We start from the raw sequence: 16,288 nt of genomic DNA on the forward strand, positions 1-16,288 counted from the left end.
TATCGACCCGTATATGGGCACGACTATGGGCGCGTCGTACGCGGCGTCTTCAGGCGTCGGCGAGGAGTCCCTCGCGCAGTTGGGCGCAGGTAGATCGCAGCAGGCGGGAGACCTGCATCTGGGAGACGCCTACCCGATCGGCGATCTGTGACTGTGTGAGCTCGCGGAAGAACCGCAGGTAGAGGATGCGCTGTTGGCGCTCCGACAGGTCGGCCAGGAGGGGCTTGAGCGATTCGCGGTCGACCACGAGGTCGAGCGCGTGGTCGGCGTCGCCCAGGACGTCGGCAAGGCTGGAGTCGTCGACGCCGGGGATGGGGGCGTCAAGGGAGGCGGCTCGGTAGGCGTCGTGTGCCGCTATCCCGGCGGCCGCCTCGCTCTCGGTCAGGCCCGTGCGCTCGGCGATCTCACGCGGGGTGGGGGAGGAGCCGGGGTGGGCCTGGTCCAGCTCGACGGTGGCCAGGTAAGTCTTGCTGTGCAGTTCCTGGAAGCGGCGCGGCACGTGCAGGCTCCACGCGTGGTCGCGGAAGTGGCGTTTGAGCTCCCCGACGATCGTGGGGATCGCGAAGGAGGCGAAGGCGTGCCCGCGCTCCGGTTCGTAGTGGTCGACCGCCTTGACCAGGCCGAGCGCGGCGACCTGGAGGAGGTCCTCACCGCTCTCCCCGCGGTGGCGGAAGCGATGGGTCACGCGTTCTGCCACCGGCATCCACGCCCGGATGATCTCCTCCCGTACTGCCGCACGCTCGGGACCCTCCGGCAGGTACGCCAGCCTGCGGAAGGCGGATGCGGTGTCGGGGGTGTCGTCGTGACGCCGGTGGGCGGGCTTCCTGCGGGAGCCGCTACAGAGAGGCTCCTTGGAACTACAGAGAGGATCCTTGGCGCTACGGAGAGGCGCCTTCGATGAAGGACGGTCGGTACGCATGACGGCTCCCGCACATTTCGGACGGGCTGATAGCTGTCCGCCGCGGGAGCCGGCCAGCAGGCGCCGCCGCCGGGAACGGTCCGCGGCATGCCTCTGGGCCGAAGCATCACTTTCACGGTACGCGCTGGCCGGTGCCCGTACACGTGCGGCACCCGTGCGCCCCGGAGGCGAGGTTTCCCCGTCCCCACCCCGGTTACCCGGCAGCAGGACATCCGCGCGCGGGAGGACGCCATGACCACCTACGGATACTTCCTGGCCTGCGAGGAACACGGCCCGGCCGACCTCCTTGAGCAGGCCCGGATGGCGGAGCAGGCGGGGTTCGAGGCGCTGTGGATCTCCGACCACTACCACCCCTGGAACGATGCCCAGGGGCACAGCCCCTTCGTGTGGTCGCTGATCGGCGGTCTGTCCCAGGCGGTGCGACTGCACGTGGAAACGGCGGTCACCTGCCCCATCATGCGTACCCACCCGGCCGTCATCGCCCACGCGGCGGCCACCTCCGGGGTGCTGCTCGAGGGGCGTTTCCGTCTCGGCGTCGGCACCGGCGAGGCCCTGAACGAGCACATCCTCGGCGACCGTTGGCCGCCCGCGAAGACACGCATGGACATGCTGGAAGAAGCGGTCGAGGTCATGCGCGAACTCTTCACCGGAGCGGAGGTCGACCACCACGGCACGTACTACACCGTGGAAAACGCCCGACTGTACGACGTGCCCGAGCGGCCGGTCCCGATCGATGTCTCCGGGTTCGGGCCGATCGCCACGCGGCTGGCCGGCCGGATCGGCGACGGATACATCACGATGGCCCCCGACAAGGAGCTGGTCGATCGCTACCGGGACAGCGGGGGCGGGCCCAAGCCGGTGCAGGGCGGCGTGAAGGTCTGCTTCGGTCCCGACCGGAACGAGGCGGTGCGCACCGCGCACCAGCTGTGGCCCAACGCGCGACTCCCCGGTCAGCTGGGCCAGGAACTCCCCACCCCACGCCACTTCGAGCAGGCGTGTGAACTCGTGACGGAGGACATGGTGGCCGAGGCGTTCCCGTGCGGCGACGATGTGGACGAGCACGTGGCCGGGCTCAAGGCATACGCCGAGGCCGGGTTCGACACCGTGTATGTCACCCAGATCGGGCCGGACCAGCGCGGCTTCTTCGACTTCTACCGCACCAAGGTGCTGCCGCAGCTCGGTGCCTGACGACGTGATACGCGCACGGTGGAGGTGACGAGGATGGCACGCCCGATATGGAGCGGGGCGCTGACGTTCGGCCTTGTCTCGTTGCCGGTGCAGCTGTTCAGCGCGACGGAGAGCCATACGATCCGGTTCCGGCAGCTGGAGCGGGGGACCTCGGACCGGATCCGCAACAAGCGCGTGAACGAGCGCACCGGCAAGGAGGTCGCGGCCGAGGACATCGTCAAGGGCCTTGAGACGGACGGCGAGTACATCGTCGTCGAGCCGGAGGAGCTGGACGAGATCGCGCCCGGCCGCTCGAAGGCACTGGAGATCAGCGGATTCGTCGATCTGGACGAGGTCGACCCGATCTACTTCGACCGGACCTACTGGCTGGCGCCCAAGGACGAAGAGCACGCGAAGGTGTACGCGTTGCTGCACGAGGCGCTGTCACGCACCAACCGCGCCGGGATCGCCACGTTCGTGATGCGCAACCGCGAGTACCTCCTCGCGGTGAAGGCCGAGGCGGACGTCCTGGCCGTGCACACCCTGCACTGGGCGGACGAAGTCCGGGACCCGAAGGAGGAGATCTCCACGACACCGGGGAAGCGCAAGCTGCCCGAGAAGGAGCTCAAGACGGCGGTGGAGCTGGTCGAGACCCTCAGTATGGAGTGGCACCCGGAGGAATACCGGGACACCTACCGCGAGCGCGTTCTGGAGCTCGTCGAAGCGAAGGCCAAGGGGGAGACGTACGAGAAGGCCGAGCCGCCTCCGCAGGCCACCAACGTGGTTGACCTGATGGACGTACTACAGAAGAGCGTCGACCGGGCGGGGGGCAAGCGGAGCAAGGGCGGCGGTCTGGAACGGCTCAACAAGAAGCAGCTCTACGAACGTGCCGCCGATGCCGACATCCCCGGGCGCTCCTCGATGAACCGGGACGAGCTCATCGACGCCCTCGGGAAGGCTTCGTGAGACGGCCCAGCGGCAACGAGTTCGTGAGACGGTCCAGCGGCAACGAGAAGGACCGGACCTCGAACGAGAGGGACCGGACCTCGCTGCCGCGCCGTGCCGGAGCGCTCCGCCCACCCGTGTTCAGCGCTGGCACGCCGTTCAGCGCTGGCACGCCGGGCACCACACCGTCGTGCGGCCGGCGATGCGGTCGCGGCGCAACCGGCCGTCGCAGCGCGGGCAGTGCGGGTCCGCGTCGTCGCGGTGCCCGGTCAGCCAGCTGGGCCTCGGCGGGACCTGGCCGACGCGTACCGAGGAGCGCAGGACGCTGCGCAGCCGTGCGTGCAGGCGCCGCACTTCCTCGCCGGTGAGCCCGGAAGCGGCACGGGAGGGGCGGAGCCGGGCTCGCCACAGGATCTCGTCGGCGGTCAGGTTGCCGAGCCCGGCGAGCAGCGACTGGTTCATCAGCGCCGACTTCAGCCCGCCTCGCCGGGCCGAGAGCAGCTCCCTGAAGTCCGCGAGGCCGAGGTCCATCGCGTCCGGGCCCTGGTCGCTCAGTACGCGGTCGGGATCGTCGAGCCACAGGCCGCGCAGTTTGCGCTGATCGCGGTAGCGGAGCTCGTGGCCGTCGACGGTGAGGACGACCCGGTCGTGCCGGTGGCGCGGCTCGTCGGCGCCGCAGCAGAGCAGCAGCCCGGTCATGCCGAAGTGAAGGAGCACGGTGGGGCCGTCGGTGCGGACGAGCAGCCACTTGCCGTGCCGCTCCGGCTCGGCGAGGCGGCGGCCGGTCAGCTCACGGGCCAGCCTCCGGGCACTCGCTCCGTGCAACACGTCGGCGTCCATGACCTCGACCCGCTCGATCCGGCGGCCGCGCGCACAGGAGGCCAGGACCTCTCGAAACCCCTCGACGTCGGGCAGCTCAGGCATGGGCCCGGGTACCCCTGGCACGGTCGGACGAATCGCGCCCACGCGCAGTGCGGGGTGTGGCGTCCGACAGATCCTGAAACCCTCGTCGGTCACGGCCCCTTCGAACTCGGCCGCTTCATCGCTCAGCGCCCTGGCCACGGCCGCGAGTTCGCCGCGTACAAACCGCGTACAACACGAACACCGCGACACAATGAGGACCCCCGCGGACAACTGAAGAGCCGGTGTCACATCCCGCCCGCGCGCTTCACCTCTTTGATCCGGGAGTCGATCGCCGTGCTGAGCCTGTAGGCCGCGCCGAGTTTGCGGAATGACGTGCTGAACGCGTCGGCTGCCGGCTTGAAGCGGTCGGCGCTCAGATGGTCGAGCGCCTTCCGGCAGTCCAGGGTGGCTTCCGCCGCGTTCAGCATGAACCGCTGCCAAAGCGTCTGGGCCCGGGGGTCGGGGACGCGGAAGTACGCGTGGGCGTCGATAGCTGTTGCGCCGATGCGCTCGCAATGAGGCCGGACGCGTGACAGGTAGGTAAGTCGCTTCCGGGCCCGGCCCTCCCCCACGACCACGTCGATCCCGCGTACTTCCCGGCGGAGCCGGTCCAGGAGTTCCTTCCCGCCGAGGTCACTCCAGGCATCTACCTGCACCGCCTTGGACCGCGGAGCGACCGGGGTCGCATTGGTCTCGGGCGATATCTGGAGGATCTGATCCTGCAGGGCGCGGGCGTCAGGAGTCCGCAGGGCTTGGTTCTGCCGGTCTGCCGCCTCGGCCACGGAGACGGTCAGCACCACGACGCACAGTGCCCACAGGAAGACATGGTGGACGGTCGGCCGGTCTCTTCTCTGCGGGGCCGCTCTTCTCGGTGGGTCCGCTCTTCTCTGCGGGTCCGCTCTTCCCAGCAGGTCCGCCTCGGACGGCCGTCGCCGCTGGAACATCCGCGCCCTTCGGACGGCCGACACGACCGCGGCCACCACGATGGCGGCGATGGTGGCGGTCAGCAGAGCGAAGTTCAGCACCGTGCGGAGGTCCCGCCAGTCGAGTATCCGGGCGGGCCGCAAGGCGCAGGAGGAGTTGAAGAGGCTCAGCGGATCGATACAGCCGTCGAAGGACAGCAGCAGGAGCGGGCCGGTCAGGCCCACCAGCGCCGCGGTCTGCGCTGCGATGAGGGTCACGAGCAGTCGGTAGCGGGTCGCGCGCACGGCGGCGACTACAGCGGCCGTCACCGCCATTGCGGTCAGGGCGAGATACGTCCAGGCGAGGAAGAGCAGCCCCTGGAGGCTGGCGCCCTGCGCGGGTGCTCCCGACACACCGGTGTCCGGATGCGCCAATACGGCCACGACGACGGCCCAGCACCCCACCCCGCACAGCAGGCCCGTCAGCAGCACCGGCCGCAGCCGCGGCAGCCTCTCCGCGGTCGGCTCCACCGCGCCCTCGATGTCGAGCGCGGCGCCACGTGTCCAGGGTCGTGCGGCCGGGACCGAACGGGCCGTCCAGGCCGCCAACGGCACGATCCACAGGGCCGCTACCGCAGCGGCGACGAGCGGCACCCAGTTCAGGATCGCCCCCACCGGGAAGACGACGGCGACCCCCGACAGCATGGTTTCGTGGTCTCCGGCCGGGCCGGGGTACACCTGCTCCAGCCACTGGCGCAACCCCGTCGGCTCGAACCACCACCCGGTCCCGATCACCAACCCCGAACCGTGCCACCACGTGAACCACTGCGCCAGCGCCAGGCCCCCCGCCGCTGGACCTGCCGCCATCACCGGGCGGATCGTGCGTCCCCGCCATGTCCTGACCCACAGTTGAGCGCACTGTACGGTCCACCAGGTGAAGGCGGGGCCGCCGAGGAGGAAGTGCAGGAGCAGCACGTTCTGGCTGGGGAAGAACTGCTCGATGGTGCCCTGGCCGGTGCTGAGCGAGCCGGCGGCCATTCCCGCCCCCAGCCAAAGCCCCGCCCGCAGGCCCGAGGCAGGTCGACGCCCGGTCAGTACGGCGTGGATCACCGCCCGCCACAGGGCGACGCCGACCACTCCGGCGATCATTCCCGCAGCCGTCAACGCCGCCAGCTGCGTGGTCAGCACGCCGCTCGTCCCCAGTGCGTAAGGCCTCAGGAGCGACACCAGTTGGGAGCTGATCAGCATGGCGGCGGCCCCGGTCAGGAACATCGACAGTGCCGGTGCGCCGTATACCGGCCTTGAGTCGGTCAGGGCGTCCCGTCGCAGATCCCACCGTGGGTGGGTGCGCCACAAGGCGGCGAACAAGGCGAGTGCGCGCCGCAGTGGGCCGTCGGCCAGGGGGGATCCCGTGAGGTGCCAGCCGCGGGAGTCAGCGCCCCAGCGCACCGCGGCACGATCGGCGTGGATCTCGCGGCTGCGCAGTACGTCCGACCGCGCGAGGTACACCAACGCCGTGAGGAGAGCCATCTGGAGGAGGCTCCGGGACGGGACGGCCAACGAGGTGCTTCCCCAGCGCACCCCGTTGATCAGGAACATGGCCAGACCTACGAGGTACGGCGGCGCGGCCAGGACAAGGAAGACACGCCAGAGCGCGACCGTGGTGTAGGTGAGGGTGACGTCTCCGTTGCGGATGTGGGCGAACTCGTGCAGCAGTACGGCCCGAAAGCCCTCGGGGTCGCGGAGCCTGCGGACGAGCAGGCCACCGTGCAGGCTCACAATCGGCCTGCGATTACGGCCGAACACCAGCGCACCGGCAGACGCCACCGCCGGATCGATCACGACGCGCGGCATGCGCGCCAGCCCGGCCACGGCCGCCACGTCCTCCAGTACGCGCCGGATCTCCCCGTCGTGATCGACCGTCGCCAGCGGGACAGCCCTGCTTCGCCGCGTCTTCCACACGGGCAGCCAGAAGAACAGTGCGGCGGCCGCAACGGAAAGCAGGATCAGCCACGACAGCGGCACCCACCACGGCGGCGGCTGAGCCCAACGGCGCTCGCAGTTCAGGTACGCCACCCACTGGGTGGAGCGACCGACGAGGACTCCCAGGTCGGTGATGTGCTCGGGGTCCACTCCTGCGGCCATGCCGCAGCGGTACGAATCGGCCTCCGACACCCACCAGTAGGCGATGTACAGCAGCATCAGACCACTGGTCACCAGGATCAGGACCACCAGCAGGGCGAACCGTACGGTCGTCCCGGCGCTGATCGGCCGTTCGCCCACGGGAGTCCGAGTCATCATCGCCCGCTACTCCTGCGGGGCATCGCCGCCCTCGGTCGGAGCGGTGAGGGGTCTGCGCGTGTTCGTCTGCTCGTCCGTCTGCCCTTGCGACGCCTGTTCCTCGGGTGCGGTCAGTGCCAGCTTCGCCACCACCGCGTCCGCGAGCGTCTCCGCGCGCTCTTCCTCAAGCCCTCGTCGCGCGGCCATTTCCAGGACCCGACGGTGCACCTCGGCGAGTTGCTCGGGGGTGAGCGCGGGAACGGTCACCTCGGCGCTCCGTCTCCGGAACAGCCTGCGCAGCAGTGACCTCACGCCGATGGTCGCACTGTCCGCGGCGGCGCTCCCGATCTGCCGGGCCGCCTGGTCCACCACCAGCCACACCACCGGTGCGGCCATCACCGCGATCTCGCCGAGCCCGAAGCCGAGCGGCTCCCGGCGGCCGCCCCCACGTTCCAACAGCCGTACGACGGCCGCGTCATCGAGCTGGGCCAGCCCCGCGACCACGGCCAGCTCCTCCGGCGCGACCTCCGCCACCACCTCGTGCACCACATCGCGCACCCGTACCGTGCCGCCCATGGCAACTCCCCCGTGTCCCCTGTGGTCCGTAGCTCTACCACCGGCCCGCACGCTGTCTTCTCACCTTGGCGGGGCGTGCTGCAATGCTGATGAAATTCCGATGATGCGGGGGAGCGGAGGCGAAGGCACCCGGCACACGCGGGGACCTGGCCACCGCTACGGAGCGCAACGTGCCCGGACCGTGCTACGGCGCCGACACCGTCGCTACGGCGCCGACACCGTCACCGGCTGAGGGCGACCGCGAACAGGGCGAAGGCGAGCACGATCACGCCCACCCGGACGTAGTGGTAGCGGTCCCAGCGACCCGCCTGCTGCTTCCAGTCGGCGGGCCTGCCCTCCGCGGTCCAGGTCTTGGCCCGGTTGTTGATCGGCACCAGCAGCAGCACCGACATCCCCACGCTCACCGCAAGCAGCGCGGTGGCCGCCGTGACCAGCGAGGCGCCCGCGCTTCCCCAGGCCACGGCGGCCCAGACCGCGCCGAGCACCATCGAGCCGAGGTACCAGACCGGCATGACCCGGCCGAGCACCCGGCCCCCGTCGCTGCGGGCGGCGATGCGGCTGTCGTCGGGGAGCCGGTCCAGGATCGGGTTGACGAACACCGCCACCGCGAACTCCACGCCCACCATCATTCCGGCCACGACGACCGTGACGACTGCCAATGCGTTCTGCATGACCCCTCCCCAGGGCTTCATCTAGCGGCGCTAGATTCCGACGCAATGCTAGGCGTGTCATTGCTCACTTGTCTAGCGCTGCTAGAATCTGGGCATGTCTGTACAGGAACGCAAGGAACGAGAGCGGGCCCACCGCCATCAGCTGATCGTCTCCACGGCCCGGGAGCTCGCCGAGGCCCAGGGCTGGGACGCGGTCACCACGCGCAAGCTCGCCGAGCGGATCGAGTACAGCCAGCCCGTCCTCTACAGCCACTTCCGGGGCAAGCGCGAGATCCTCGGGGCGGTCGCACTGGAGGGCGTCACCGAGCTGACCGCTGCCCTGCGCGCGGCGGTGGCCGAGCAGCCCGCCGGACGACCGGCTGTGGCCGCGCTGGCCCGCGCCTACACCGACTTCGCCACCGACAGCCCGGCTCTGTACGACGCGATGTTCAGCCTCGACAACGGCCTCCCCTTCGCCGCCGAGGCCACCCCCGCGCCCCTGCGCGAGGCCTTCCAGGCTTTGCTGGACCCGCTGGTGGCGCACGCGGGCCCGGATGAGGAGCCCGGCCTCTTCGTCGAGACCTTCTGGGCCGCGCTGCACGGCCTGATCACCCTCACCCGCGCCGGCCGGCTTCCCGCCGACCGGATCCCCAACCGTATCACACTCCTGGTCAACCGCTTCGTTGGCACCGAGGAGTAGCCCCCCGCGGGCATTCGGATCCACTCGTCCAGGGCTCGCGCCGTTCCAGGGCGAGCCCTGGACGATCCGCTACTGCGTCGCGGGGATGTGCTGGGTGACGCAGTGGACACCGCCACCGCCCCAGCCGAGCGTGCGGGCCGGGATGCCCACGATCTCGCGGCCGGGGAACAGTGTGCGGAACAGGGCCAGTGCGGCCTCGTCGTCCGTGTGGTTCGCGATGGGGACGACGACGCTGCCGCTGGTCTCGTAGTAGTTGGTGTAGCTGAACGTCCGCACGTTCAGTCCGTTGAGCGTGTAGTGGGGCTGCTGGTGGATCTCCACCAGTTGGAAGGGACGGCCCTGGGCGTCCGTGGAGCCCTGGAGAACGGACTTGTTGGCGGCCATGCGGGCGTGGTTGGGGTTGCCGGTGTCGGGCTGGGTGTGGATGAGGAGTCTGGCGGGACCGAGGTAAGCGGCGCAGAGATCGACGTGCCCGTTGGTGATGTCGTCGTAAGCGAGGCCGTATGGCAGCCAGATGACCTTGCTCGCCCCGTACGACTCCTTGAGGGTGGTCTCGATCTGTTGCTTGGTCATGTCGGGGTTGCGGTTGGGGTTGAGCAGGCACTCCTCGGTGGTGATGAGCGTGCCCTGGCCGTCGGTGATGACGGCCCCGCCCTCGAGGATCATGCCGACCGGCTCGCGCTGCACGCCGAGGTGGTCGCACACGCCGACCGGCAGCAAGTCGTCCTTGTCGTACGGGTACTTGTTGCCCCAGCCGTTGAACCCGAAGTCGAGCCCGGTCTTCTGCGTCTTCGTCGCGTTCACGGCGAAGACCGGCCCGGTGTCCCGGGTCCAGCAGTCGTTGATCGGGTACTCGATGACGGTGACCGTGCTGCCGCACTGCGCGCGGGCCGCGGCGGCGTGGCCCGGTTCCGCGACCATGAGGACCGGTTCGAACCGGGCGACGGCCTTGGCAATGGCGGCGATCTCGGCCTGGACATTGGGCAGCAGCCCGCCCCAGCCGACCGTCCGGTCCCAGGGCCAGGCCATGACACAGCCCGAGTGTGCCTCCCACTCGGCCGGTGCGTGGAAGCCCGCTTCGGTCTCCGCCGTGGCGAGCCGTGCGGTAGCGGGGGCGGCGACGGCGCGGCCGCCGATCATCGAAGCGGCGGCGGCCGCGACAGTCGCCGCGGCGACGCCGAACCCTCGCCTGGACATGCTGGACCTGCGTGGTGCGTTCATGGCGTAACTCCTCGGAGAGAAACGGCAGTCCGGTGTTTCCAGGTGTGGGGGGTCTCGAAGGCGGCCCGGCCGAGCCCGTCCGGGCATGCTCGGAGGACTCGGCGGGCCACCCTCGACAATCAGAGGCTCTTGACCGTCAGAGGCCCTCGACCATCAGGAGGGCTCGGCCGCGAGCTCGGAGGCCCGCTCCGCGCCCGCCTCGGCGGGCTTGTCAGGCTTGTCGTCGCGGATCTTGTCCTGCGGCCGCTTGACGAGCAGATAGGCGAGGCCGACGGCGAGAATCACCACGGTGCCCAGGACGCCCGACCACACCTGGTACCAGGGGGCACCCGGCGGGGCGAGGATCTCCCGCGGCCAGCAGACGTTGACCACCTCGAAGGCGGTCCACAGGACGGCGAGCACATTGAGGAAGGTGCCCCTCTTCCCCTGCTGGATGTGACCGGAGGGGATCCAGCTGCCGCGCAGCCGGGCGATCAGCGCGGCCAGGGAGACCAGGAAGAACGGCAGGAAGGTGGCCGCGGTGCCGAAGGCGATCAGGCTGCCGATGGCGGTGGCGTTCAGGCCGAGCAGCAGGGCGGTTCCGCTGACCAGGGTGGAGGCGATCAGTCCGCCGATGGGGGCCTTGCGCTTGTTGACCTTCCGGACCTGGTTCGAGAAGGGGAAGACTCCGTCCCGGGCGAGGGAGTACAGGCCGCGGGCCGCACCGCCCTGGGACGCCATGGCACAGGCCAGGAAGCCGACCAGGACGACGGCGACGAACGGCTTGTCGGACCAGGAGCCGAAGGAGTGCACCACCGCGGTGGTGACCGGGTCGATGTCCTCACCGAGGACGGCGGACTCCGGGTCGGGGTGGGCGAGGGCGACGGCCATCGCGTTGAGAATGACCACCACGCCGACGCTGAGCAGTGCCCACCACATGGCGCGCGGCACCTGTCGGCCCGCGCTCTTGGTCTCCTCGGAGGCGGAGACGCAGGCGTCGAAGCCGATGAAAGCCCAGCCGGCGACGGCGACCGCGGCAAGGAAGGCCATGGCGGTCGAGCCGCCGGACAGTGCCTCGGCCCCCATGGTGTCGGTGAACAGGACGAAGTCGTGCTCCCGGAAGAACAGCAGCAGGGCGAAGCCGACAAGCACCGATGCGATCGCCTCAGCGGCGATGCCCAGGGAGACGAACAGCCTGAGGATCTTGATGCCGTACGCGTTGACCAGCATGCACAGCAGCAGGATGCCGACCGACACCGCCACCATGGCGCCCGGCGTGGGCGTGCTGCCGAACAGGGCGAAGACCCAGGGCGAGGCCAGATAGGCCACGGTGGTGTTGCCGAACATCACGGCGAACTGCCACACCCAGCCGCCCATCCAGCCGAAGGACGGGCCAAGCAGGCGGCGGCCCCACTGGTAGGGCCCACCGGCGAGCGGCCACTGCGAGGCCAGCTCGGAGTAGACGTTCACGACCAGGCACTGGCCGAGCAGGACGACGGGCAGCGCCCAGATCCAGGCGGGTCCGGCGACGATCGTGCCGACCATGGCCACCGCGTACAGCGCCACGACGGGGGAGACCACGGCGAAGCCCATGGAGATGTTGCCCAGGACGCCGAGGCTCCGGCGGAGCTCCTGTTTGTAGCCCAGGTCGCGCAGGCGGGCGGAATCGCTGTCCTGGGGGGCCTCGGCACCCTGCGGGGCCTCGACGGCGGAGCTGTGGGAAGAGGGTTGGTTCATGGTCCACCTCGGGGGAGGGGAGCGTCGCCGAGGCTGTCGGCGTGCTCCGCTGCCTAAATCTAACGTTGTTAGGTATCGGACTGCCGGGACCTTAGCCCGCCTCCGCGTCCTTGTGAACCCATGTCGACGGGTAACCTGGCGGCCGGAAAAGGGGGAGCACGTTTCATGGGCCGACCGAGCCAGGCACTGCTGAGCCGCGAGATCATTGCCCGCGCCGCCCTGGAACTCCTTCAGGAGCAGGGCCCCGAGGCCCTGAAAATGCGGACGCTCGCGCAACGCCTCGGAGTACGCGGGGCATCGCTCTACCATCACGTCGCGTCCAAGGAAGACCTGCTCGACGCGGCACTGGAACTGATCAACGAAGAGATCGACCTCAGCCCGCTCGGGGACCCGCGATGGCGGGACGGAATCGCCGCGTACGCCCGCGGCTACCGCCAGGTGTATCTACGCCACTGGTACATGATCGCCCTGGTCGCGCGGCGACGGGTCGAGGCCGACAAGGCCTTGCGCGGCTACGACACGCTGCTTGCCACCCTGACCCGGGCCGGCTGTACCCCGGCGAAGGCGGCCGAGGTGGCGGCCGTGATCGACTACCTGGTCCTCGGCGCCGCCCTGGAGACGTTCACCGCGGGCTTCGCCCGGCCGCCGGGTGACTACCGGCCGTCGTACCCCTCGCTCGCCGACTCCCTCGAGGACGCTTCGCGCGTGGGCGCCGGGCTGGCCGCGCTCGACGACCGCAGCTTCGAAGCGGGACTCGCCCTGCTGCTCGACGGCTTGGCGGCGCAGCTGCGGAGCTGACCGCCGTCCGCCGTCCGCCGTCCGCCGTCCGCCGTCGCGGCGGGATGGATGCGCTATTCGCCCCGTATGCGCAGCACGATCTTGTTCACCACCCACAGCGCGATGCCGATCGCGAGCAGCACGCCCGCGCGGATGTAGACGTCCGCCGGGCGGTCCGCGAGCGGGCTCGCCAGGATCGCGGCCGTGATCGCGCCGAGCACCGGCAGGACCGTCGGCGCGCGGAAGTGCGCGTGCGGCACGCGGTCCTTGCGGAGCACAAGGACCGCCACGTTCACCACCGTGAAGACGCAAAGGAGCAGGAACGCCGTCGTGTCGCCGAGCCCCTCGATCTCGCCGGTCGACACCAGGCCCACCGCGATCGCCGTGACGAAGACGATGCCGACGAGCGGCGTACGGCGGCGCGGCAGGATGCGGGCCATGCCGCGCGGCAGAATGCGCTCGTTCGCCATCCCGTAGCAGAGCCGGGAGGCCATCATGATGTTGATCAGCGCCGTGTTCGTGACCGCGAACAGCGCGATCAGCGCGAAGAGTTTCGGCGGGAAGTCGAGTCCGCCCGCCTTGACCACCTCGAGCAGCGGCCCGGACGACCCCTCGAGGACCCGGTAGTCGACCAGGAGCGAGGAGATCAGGGCGACCAGGATGTAGATCGTGCCGGTGATGGCGACGCCGAGGAAGATCGCCCGGGGGTAGGTGCGCGCCGGGTTCTTCGTCTCCTCGGCCATGTTGACGGAGTCCTCGAAGCCGACGAACGCGAAGAACCCCAGTGCCGTCGCCCCGAGCACGCCGGTGAGCAGCGCGTACGCCGAACCCTCGACCTGGATCTCGCCGAGCCGCGACGGCTCCCCGTCCCCCGTGATCACCGCCCACGCGCCGATCGCGAGGATGACCAGCAGGCCGCTCAGCTCGACCGTCGTCAGGACCACGTTCGTCTTCACCGACTCCGAGACGCCGCGCAGCGCGAGCGAAGCCAGCGCGAGGATGAAGAGAATCGAGATCAGCGTCGGCGAGACGTCCACGAACTCCTGGAGGTAGTCGCCGCTGAACGCCCGCGCCGCCGCGCTCGCCGACGACAGGCCCGAGCTCATGACCATGAAGGCGACGATGAAGGTGAGGAAGGGGACCTTGAACGCCTTCTGGGCGTAGAGCGCCGCGCCCGCGGCCCTCGGATACTTGCCGACCAGCTCGACGTACGACGCCGCCGTGAGCAGCGCGACCACGAAGCCGATCGCGAACGGGAGCCACAGCGCGCCGCCGATCTTCCCGGCGACGCTGCCGCTGATGGCGTAGATGCCGGTGCCGAGAATGTCGCCGATGACGAAGAGGATCATCAGCTTCAGACCGATGGCGCGCTTCAGCGGCGTGCCGACCTCGGACGGGGGCGCCTCGGGGGCAGGCGGCGGGGGTGGGCCGGAGGAATTACCGGGCGTCTGCATAAGAGACCTGTTTCCGCGTCAGGCCCCGCCTCACCCACGTTCACTCCCGTCGGGTACGCACGCGAAGCGTGTCCCGGTCAGGAGCCTGTGCATCTCAGCGGAAGGGGCGGGGAATCTGTACGCGATGTTCTGGCTTTGCAAGATGGCGCTACCGCACATGCCCAGGGGCGGATCCGTCATCAACACCACGTCCGTGCAGGGGTACAAGCCAAGCCCACACCTGCTGGACTACGCGATGACCTAGGGCGCCATCGTCACCTTCACGCAGGGACTCGCCCAGATGCTTGCGACGGACCGTATCCGCGTGAACGCCGTCGCGCCCGGCCCGGTATGGACCCCGCTGATCCCCGCGACGCTGCCGGACACCGTGGAGTTCGGTAAGCAGGCACCGCTGGGCCGCCCAGGGCAGCCCGCTGAGATGGCGCCCGCGTACGTCTTCCTCGCCTCCGAGCATGCCTCATTCATCACCGGCGGAGATCGTCAACGCCACCGGCGGCACCCCGCCCGACGAATACGGTCCGGAACGCGCTTCGTCGGAGAAAGCAAGAAATGCATGACGGGACCAATGGGCAAAGCCGCCGCGTTTCCTTTCAAGCTCAACACCGGCGGGCGCTACCAAGAGAGTGGTTTGCATGTTCGATCCCTCGTGCGCGACTCTTTCGTTGATTCCGCATTCCCAGACGGCGATGCGTGACCGATGATGCGAGATCGCCCAGCTTAGCCATCCACCTGATTGGCGCAGCGCCCCTGAGTCGTGGGCACCTTGAGCCGACTGCCCTCCCTGGGGTCCTAGCCCTCTCGGCATGTGGAGATGGCGAGCCCTCTCTCGTCCACAACCGGAGCGCGTGGGCCGGTACGCCCTTGCGGGCCACCGGGTAGCGTCGTTGATGCAACGCGATGCGAAGGGCAGGGCACGATCGTGCTCGTGATTCCAGCTGCTCCTGACTTGCCCGCCGGATGCGCACACGATGCTAGGGGCCACCGCACCCCGTGTTGTCATGGAAGTTCGTCTCCGGGAAAGTAAAATGGTCGGCGCTCAAACGTCCGTATCTCTCCGAATGGGCCGTCGAAACCGTCGCCAACCAGCCCGTCCCGTCGGGAAATGGGTCACGTGATCAGCGGGCAAATCCGCAAGCAGTTGTTGCCTCCCATGGCGGGCGGGGTTCACAGTGAGAAGGGAATGCAAATGCGAGGAATGTAAACACTAGATCGGAGCGAGTTGTGATCTTTCTCGGAGTCATTTTGCTCGTCGTAGGGTTCGTGACCGGTATATCCATCCTGTGGACGATCGGCGTCATTCTCGCGGTAGTCGGGGCCGTACTGTGGGTCCTTGGCTCTGTGGGGCACCCGTTCGCGGGTCGAAGGCATTACTGGTAGTAGCGAAGAGCGCCGGTCTGTCATCAGCAGTCCTGTGATCGGCTCTGCAGAGAGGGTCGGCAGAAAGCGACGATACCCTGGAAGGCCGCGGAAACCAGCGTCGGCCATTCTTCATTTCGTGGATTATCAAACGGAGGGCCGATGTCGACTGAGACACTCATAGCGATCATCGTGCCTGTCTCGTTCGTGTTGTTGATATGCGCACTGGGGGCGTGGCTGGTCGTGCGCCGACGCCATCTCAAGGAGCGTTTCGGCCCGGAGTACGGCGGGCCATGGCGGACAAGGAGAGTCGTCTGGCGGCCGATCGAGAGCTGCGTGAGCGTGAACAACGCCACGACGCACTGGAGATCAAACCACTGTCGGTGCCGGAGCGCGCCAAGCACTCCGAAGGCTGGACCCGGGCGCAAGAGCAGTTCGTTGACCAGCCCAACGACGCGATCCACGAAGCTGACCGGCTCGTGACTGCCCCGATGGGTTCCTCTCATCTACGCGGTGCAGGGCCTGCCGCTCCATCAGCTGCCGCAGCAGCTCGACGACTCGGCATCCCAGCCCTCCTCGGGCCGCCGGACGGCGGAAACCGACTCGGGGGCCTTCCCGGGAAGCTCCGCCAGCTGGGCTGCGGCATTCTGTATCGCCTCAGCCGTCGACACCCCACCGGCCATGTCCCTCCTTACAGCTGGCCTGCCCTGGTCGGAGATCAG

General features: G+C 69.1%; 14 protein-coding genes and 1 pseudogene. 6 read left to right on the forward strand and 9 right to left on the reverse strand.

Annotated elements, in window-relative coordinates; all coding sequences use genetic code 11:
* Positions 1-49 precede the first annotated feature (49 nt).
* Positions 50-766, reverse strand: a complete 717-nt coding sequence (locus ACWD10_RS07365; RefSeq protein ID WP_451088343.1) for a SigB/SigF/SigG family RNA polymerase sigma factor — start codon at positions 764-766, stop codon at positions 50-52.
* Between the two features lie 384 nt (positions 767-1,150).
* On the opposite strand from ACWD10_RS07365, the gene ACWD10_RS07370 reads away from it, so the two are divergent.
* A complete protein-coding gene (locus ACWD10_RS07370) occupies positions 1,151-2,107 on the forward strand; it encodes an LLM class F420-dependent oxidoreductase (RefSeq protein WP_451087984.1) in 957 nt (318 codons plus the stop codon).
* A 33-nt stretch (positions 2,108-2,140) separates the two neighbouring features.
* On the forward strand, positions 2,141-3,052 hold the full coding sequence (gene ku, locus ACWD10_RS07375; RefSeq protein ID WP_451087986.1) for a non-homologous end joining protein Ku: 912 nt from the start codon (positions 2,141-2,143) through the stop codon (positions 3,050-3,052).
* Positions 3,053-3,190: 138 nt separating this feature from the next.
* Here the strand turns inward: ku and ACWD10_RS07380 are convergent, their stop codons facing one another.
* The 4 genes from ACWD10_RS07380 to ACWD10_RS07395 all read right to left on the reverse strand — a co-directional run bounded on the left by ACWD10_RS07380 (position 3,191) and on the right by ACWD10_RS07395 (position 8,363).
* A complete protein-coding gene (locus ACWD10_RS07380; protein WP_451087988.1) occupies positions 3,191-3,955 on the reverse strand; it encodes an Fpg/Nei family DNA glycosylase in 765 nt (254 codons plus the stop codon).
* 224 nt (positions 3,956-4,179) lie between these two features.
* On the reverse strand, positions 4,180-7,137 hold the full coding sequence (locus tag ACWD10_RS07385; protein ID WP_451087990.1) for a M48 family metallopeptidase: 2,958 nt from the start codon (positions 7,135-7,137) through the stop codon (positions 4,180-4,182).
* A gap of 6 nt (positions 7,138-7,143) precedes the next feature.
* On the reverse strand, positions 7,144-7,692 hold the full coding sequence (locus tag ACWD10_RS07390) for a hypothetical protein (RefSeq protein WP_451087992.1): 549 nt from the start codon (positions 7,690-7,692) through the stop codon (positions 7,144-7,146).
* Between the two features lie 221 nt (positions 7,693-7,913).
* Positions 7,914-8,363: an anthrone oxygenase family protein gene (locus ACWD10_RS07395; RefSeq protein ID WP_451087994.1), complete on the reverse strand. Its 450-nt coding sequence runs from the start codon at positions 8,361-8,363 to the stop codon at positions 7,914-7,916.
* Between the two features lie 94 nt (positions 8,364-8,457).
* On the opposite strand from ACWD10_RS07395, the gene ACWD10_RS07400 reads away from it, so the two are divergent.
* Positions 8,458-9,042 (forward strand): TetR/AcrR family transcriptional regulator, encoded by a 585-nt coding sequence (locus ACWD10_RS07400; RefSeq protein WP_451087996.1) that lies wholly within the window; start codon positions 8,458-8,460, stop codon positions 9,040-9,042.
* Between the two features lie 69 nt (positions 9,043-9,111).
* On the opposite strand, the gene ACWD10_RS07405 is transcribed toward ACWD10_RS07400, so the two are convergent.
* Positions 9,112-10,263 (reverse strand): agmatine deiminase family protein, encoded by a 1,152-nt coding sequence (locus ACWD10_RS07405; protein ID WP_451087998.1) that lies wholly within the window; start codon positions 10,261-10,263, stop codon positions 9,112-9,114.
* 153 nt (positions 10,264-10,416) lie between these two features.
* The gene (locus tag ACWD10_RS07410; protein ID WP_451088000.1) at positions 10,417-11,979 is read right to left on the reverse strand and encodes an APC family permease; all 1,563 of its coding nucleotides are present in this window, start codon (positions 11,977-11,979) and stop codon (positions 10,417-10,419) included.
* A gap of 165 nt (positions 11,980-12,144) precedes the next feature.
* Here ACWD10_RS07410 and ACWD10_RS07415 point away from each other — a divergent pair, with 165 nt between their 5' ends.
* The gene (locus ACWD10_RS07415) at positions 12,145-12,777 is read left to right on the forward strand and encodes a TetR/AcrR family transcriptional regulator C-terminal domain-containing protein (RefSeq protein ID WP_451088002.1); all 633 of its coding nucleotides are present in this window, start codon (positions 12,145-12,147) and stop codon (positions 12,775-12,777) included.
* A 53-nt stretch (positions 12,778-12,830) separates the two neighbouring features.
* Here ACWD10_RS07415 and ACWD10_RS07420 read toward each other — a convergent pair whose 3' ends face one another.
* On the reverse strand, positions 12,831-14,210 hold the full coding sequence (locus ACWD10_RS07420; protein WP_451088004.1) for an APC family permease: 1,380 nt from the start codon (positions 14,208-14,210) through the stop codon (positions 12,831-12,833).
* A gap of 112 nt (positions 14,211-14,322) precedes the next feature.
* Between ACWD10_RS07420 and ACWD10_RS07425 the strand changes: the two are divergent.
* Positions 14,323-14,767: pseudogene (locus ACWD10_RS07425) on the forward strand (SDR family oxidoreductase); the annotation flags it as partial.
* A 664-nt stretch (positions 14,768-15,431) separates the two neighbouring features.
* On the forward strand, positions 15,432-15,587 hold the full coding sequence (locus ACWD10_RS07430; protein ID WP_451088006.1) for a DUF6131 family protein: 156 nt from the start codon (positions 15,432-15,434) through the stop codon (positions 15,585-15,587).
* 512 nt (positions 15,588-16,099) lie between these two features.
* On the opposite strand, the gene gvpO is transcribed toward ACWD10_RS07430, so the two are convergent.
* Positions 16,100-16,249, reverse strand: coding sequence for a gas vesicle protein GvpO (gene gvpO / locus ACWD10_RS07435; RefSeq protein ID WP_451088008.1), 150 nt, complete (start codon positions 16,247-16,249; stop codon positions 16,100-16,102).
* Positions 16,250-16,288: the final 39 nt, after the last annotated feature.

The sequence above is a fragment of the Streptomyces sp. NPDC002851 genome (assembly GCF_053591935.1).

Bases quoted from the DNA above. Each gene is read 5' to 3' on its own strand.
- ACWD10_RS07370 (WP_451087984.1), top strand. From the start codon at position 1,151: ATGACCACCTACGGATACTTCCTGGCCTGCGAGGAACACGGCCCGGCC.
- ku (WP_451087986.1), top strand. From the start codon at position 2,141: ATGGCACGCCCGATATGGAGCGGGGCGCTGACGTTCGGCCTTGTCTCG.
- ACWD10_RS07380 (WP_451087988.1), bottom strand. From the start codon at position 3,955: ATGCCTGAGCTGCCCGACGTCGAGGGGTTTCGAGAGGTCCTGGCCTCC.
- ACWD10_RS07385 (WP_451087990.1), bottom strand. From the start codon at position 7,137: ATGATGACTCGGACTCCCGTGGGCGAACGGCCGATCAGCGCCGGGACG.
- ACWD10_RS07390 (WP_451087992.1), bottom strand. From the start codon at position 7,692: ATGGGCGGCACGGTACGGGTGCGCGATGTGGTGCACGAGGTGGTGGCG.
- ACWD10_RS07395 (WP_451087994.1), bottom strand. From the start codon at position 8,363: ATGCAGAACGCATTGGCAGTCGTCACGGTCGTCGTGGCCGGAATGATG.
- ACWD10_RS07400 (WP_451087996.1), top strand. From the start codon at position 8,458: ATGTCTGTACAGGAACGCAAGGAACGAGAGCGGGCCCACCGCCATCAG.
- ACWD10_RS07405 (WP_451087998.1), bottom strand. From the start codon at position 10,263: ATGAACGCACCACGCAGGTCCAGCATGTCCAGGCGAGGGTTCGGCGTC.
- ACWD10_RS07410 (WP_451088000.1), bottom strand. From the start codon at position 11,979: ATGAACCAACCCTCTTCCCACAGCTCCGCCGTCGAGGCCCCGCAGGGT.
- ACWD10_RS07415 (WP_451088002.1), top strand. From the start codon at position 12,145: ATGGGCCGACCGAGCCAGGCACTGCTGAGCCGCGAGATCATTGCCCGC.
- ACWD10_RS07420 (WP_451088004.1), bottom strand. From the start codon at position 14,210: ATGCAGACGCCCGGTAATTCCTCCGGCCCACCCCCGCCGCCTGCCCCC.
- gvpO (WP_451088008.1), bottom strand. From the start codon at position 16,249: ATGGCCGGTGGGGTGTCGACGGCTGAGGCGATACAGAATGCCGCAGCC.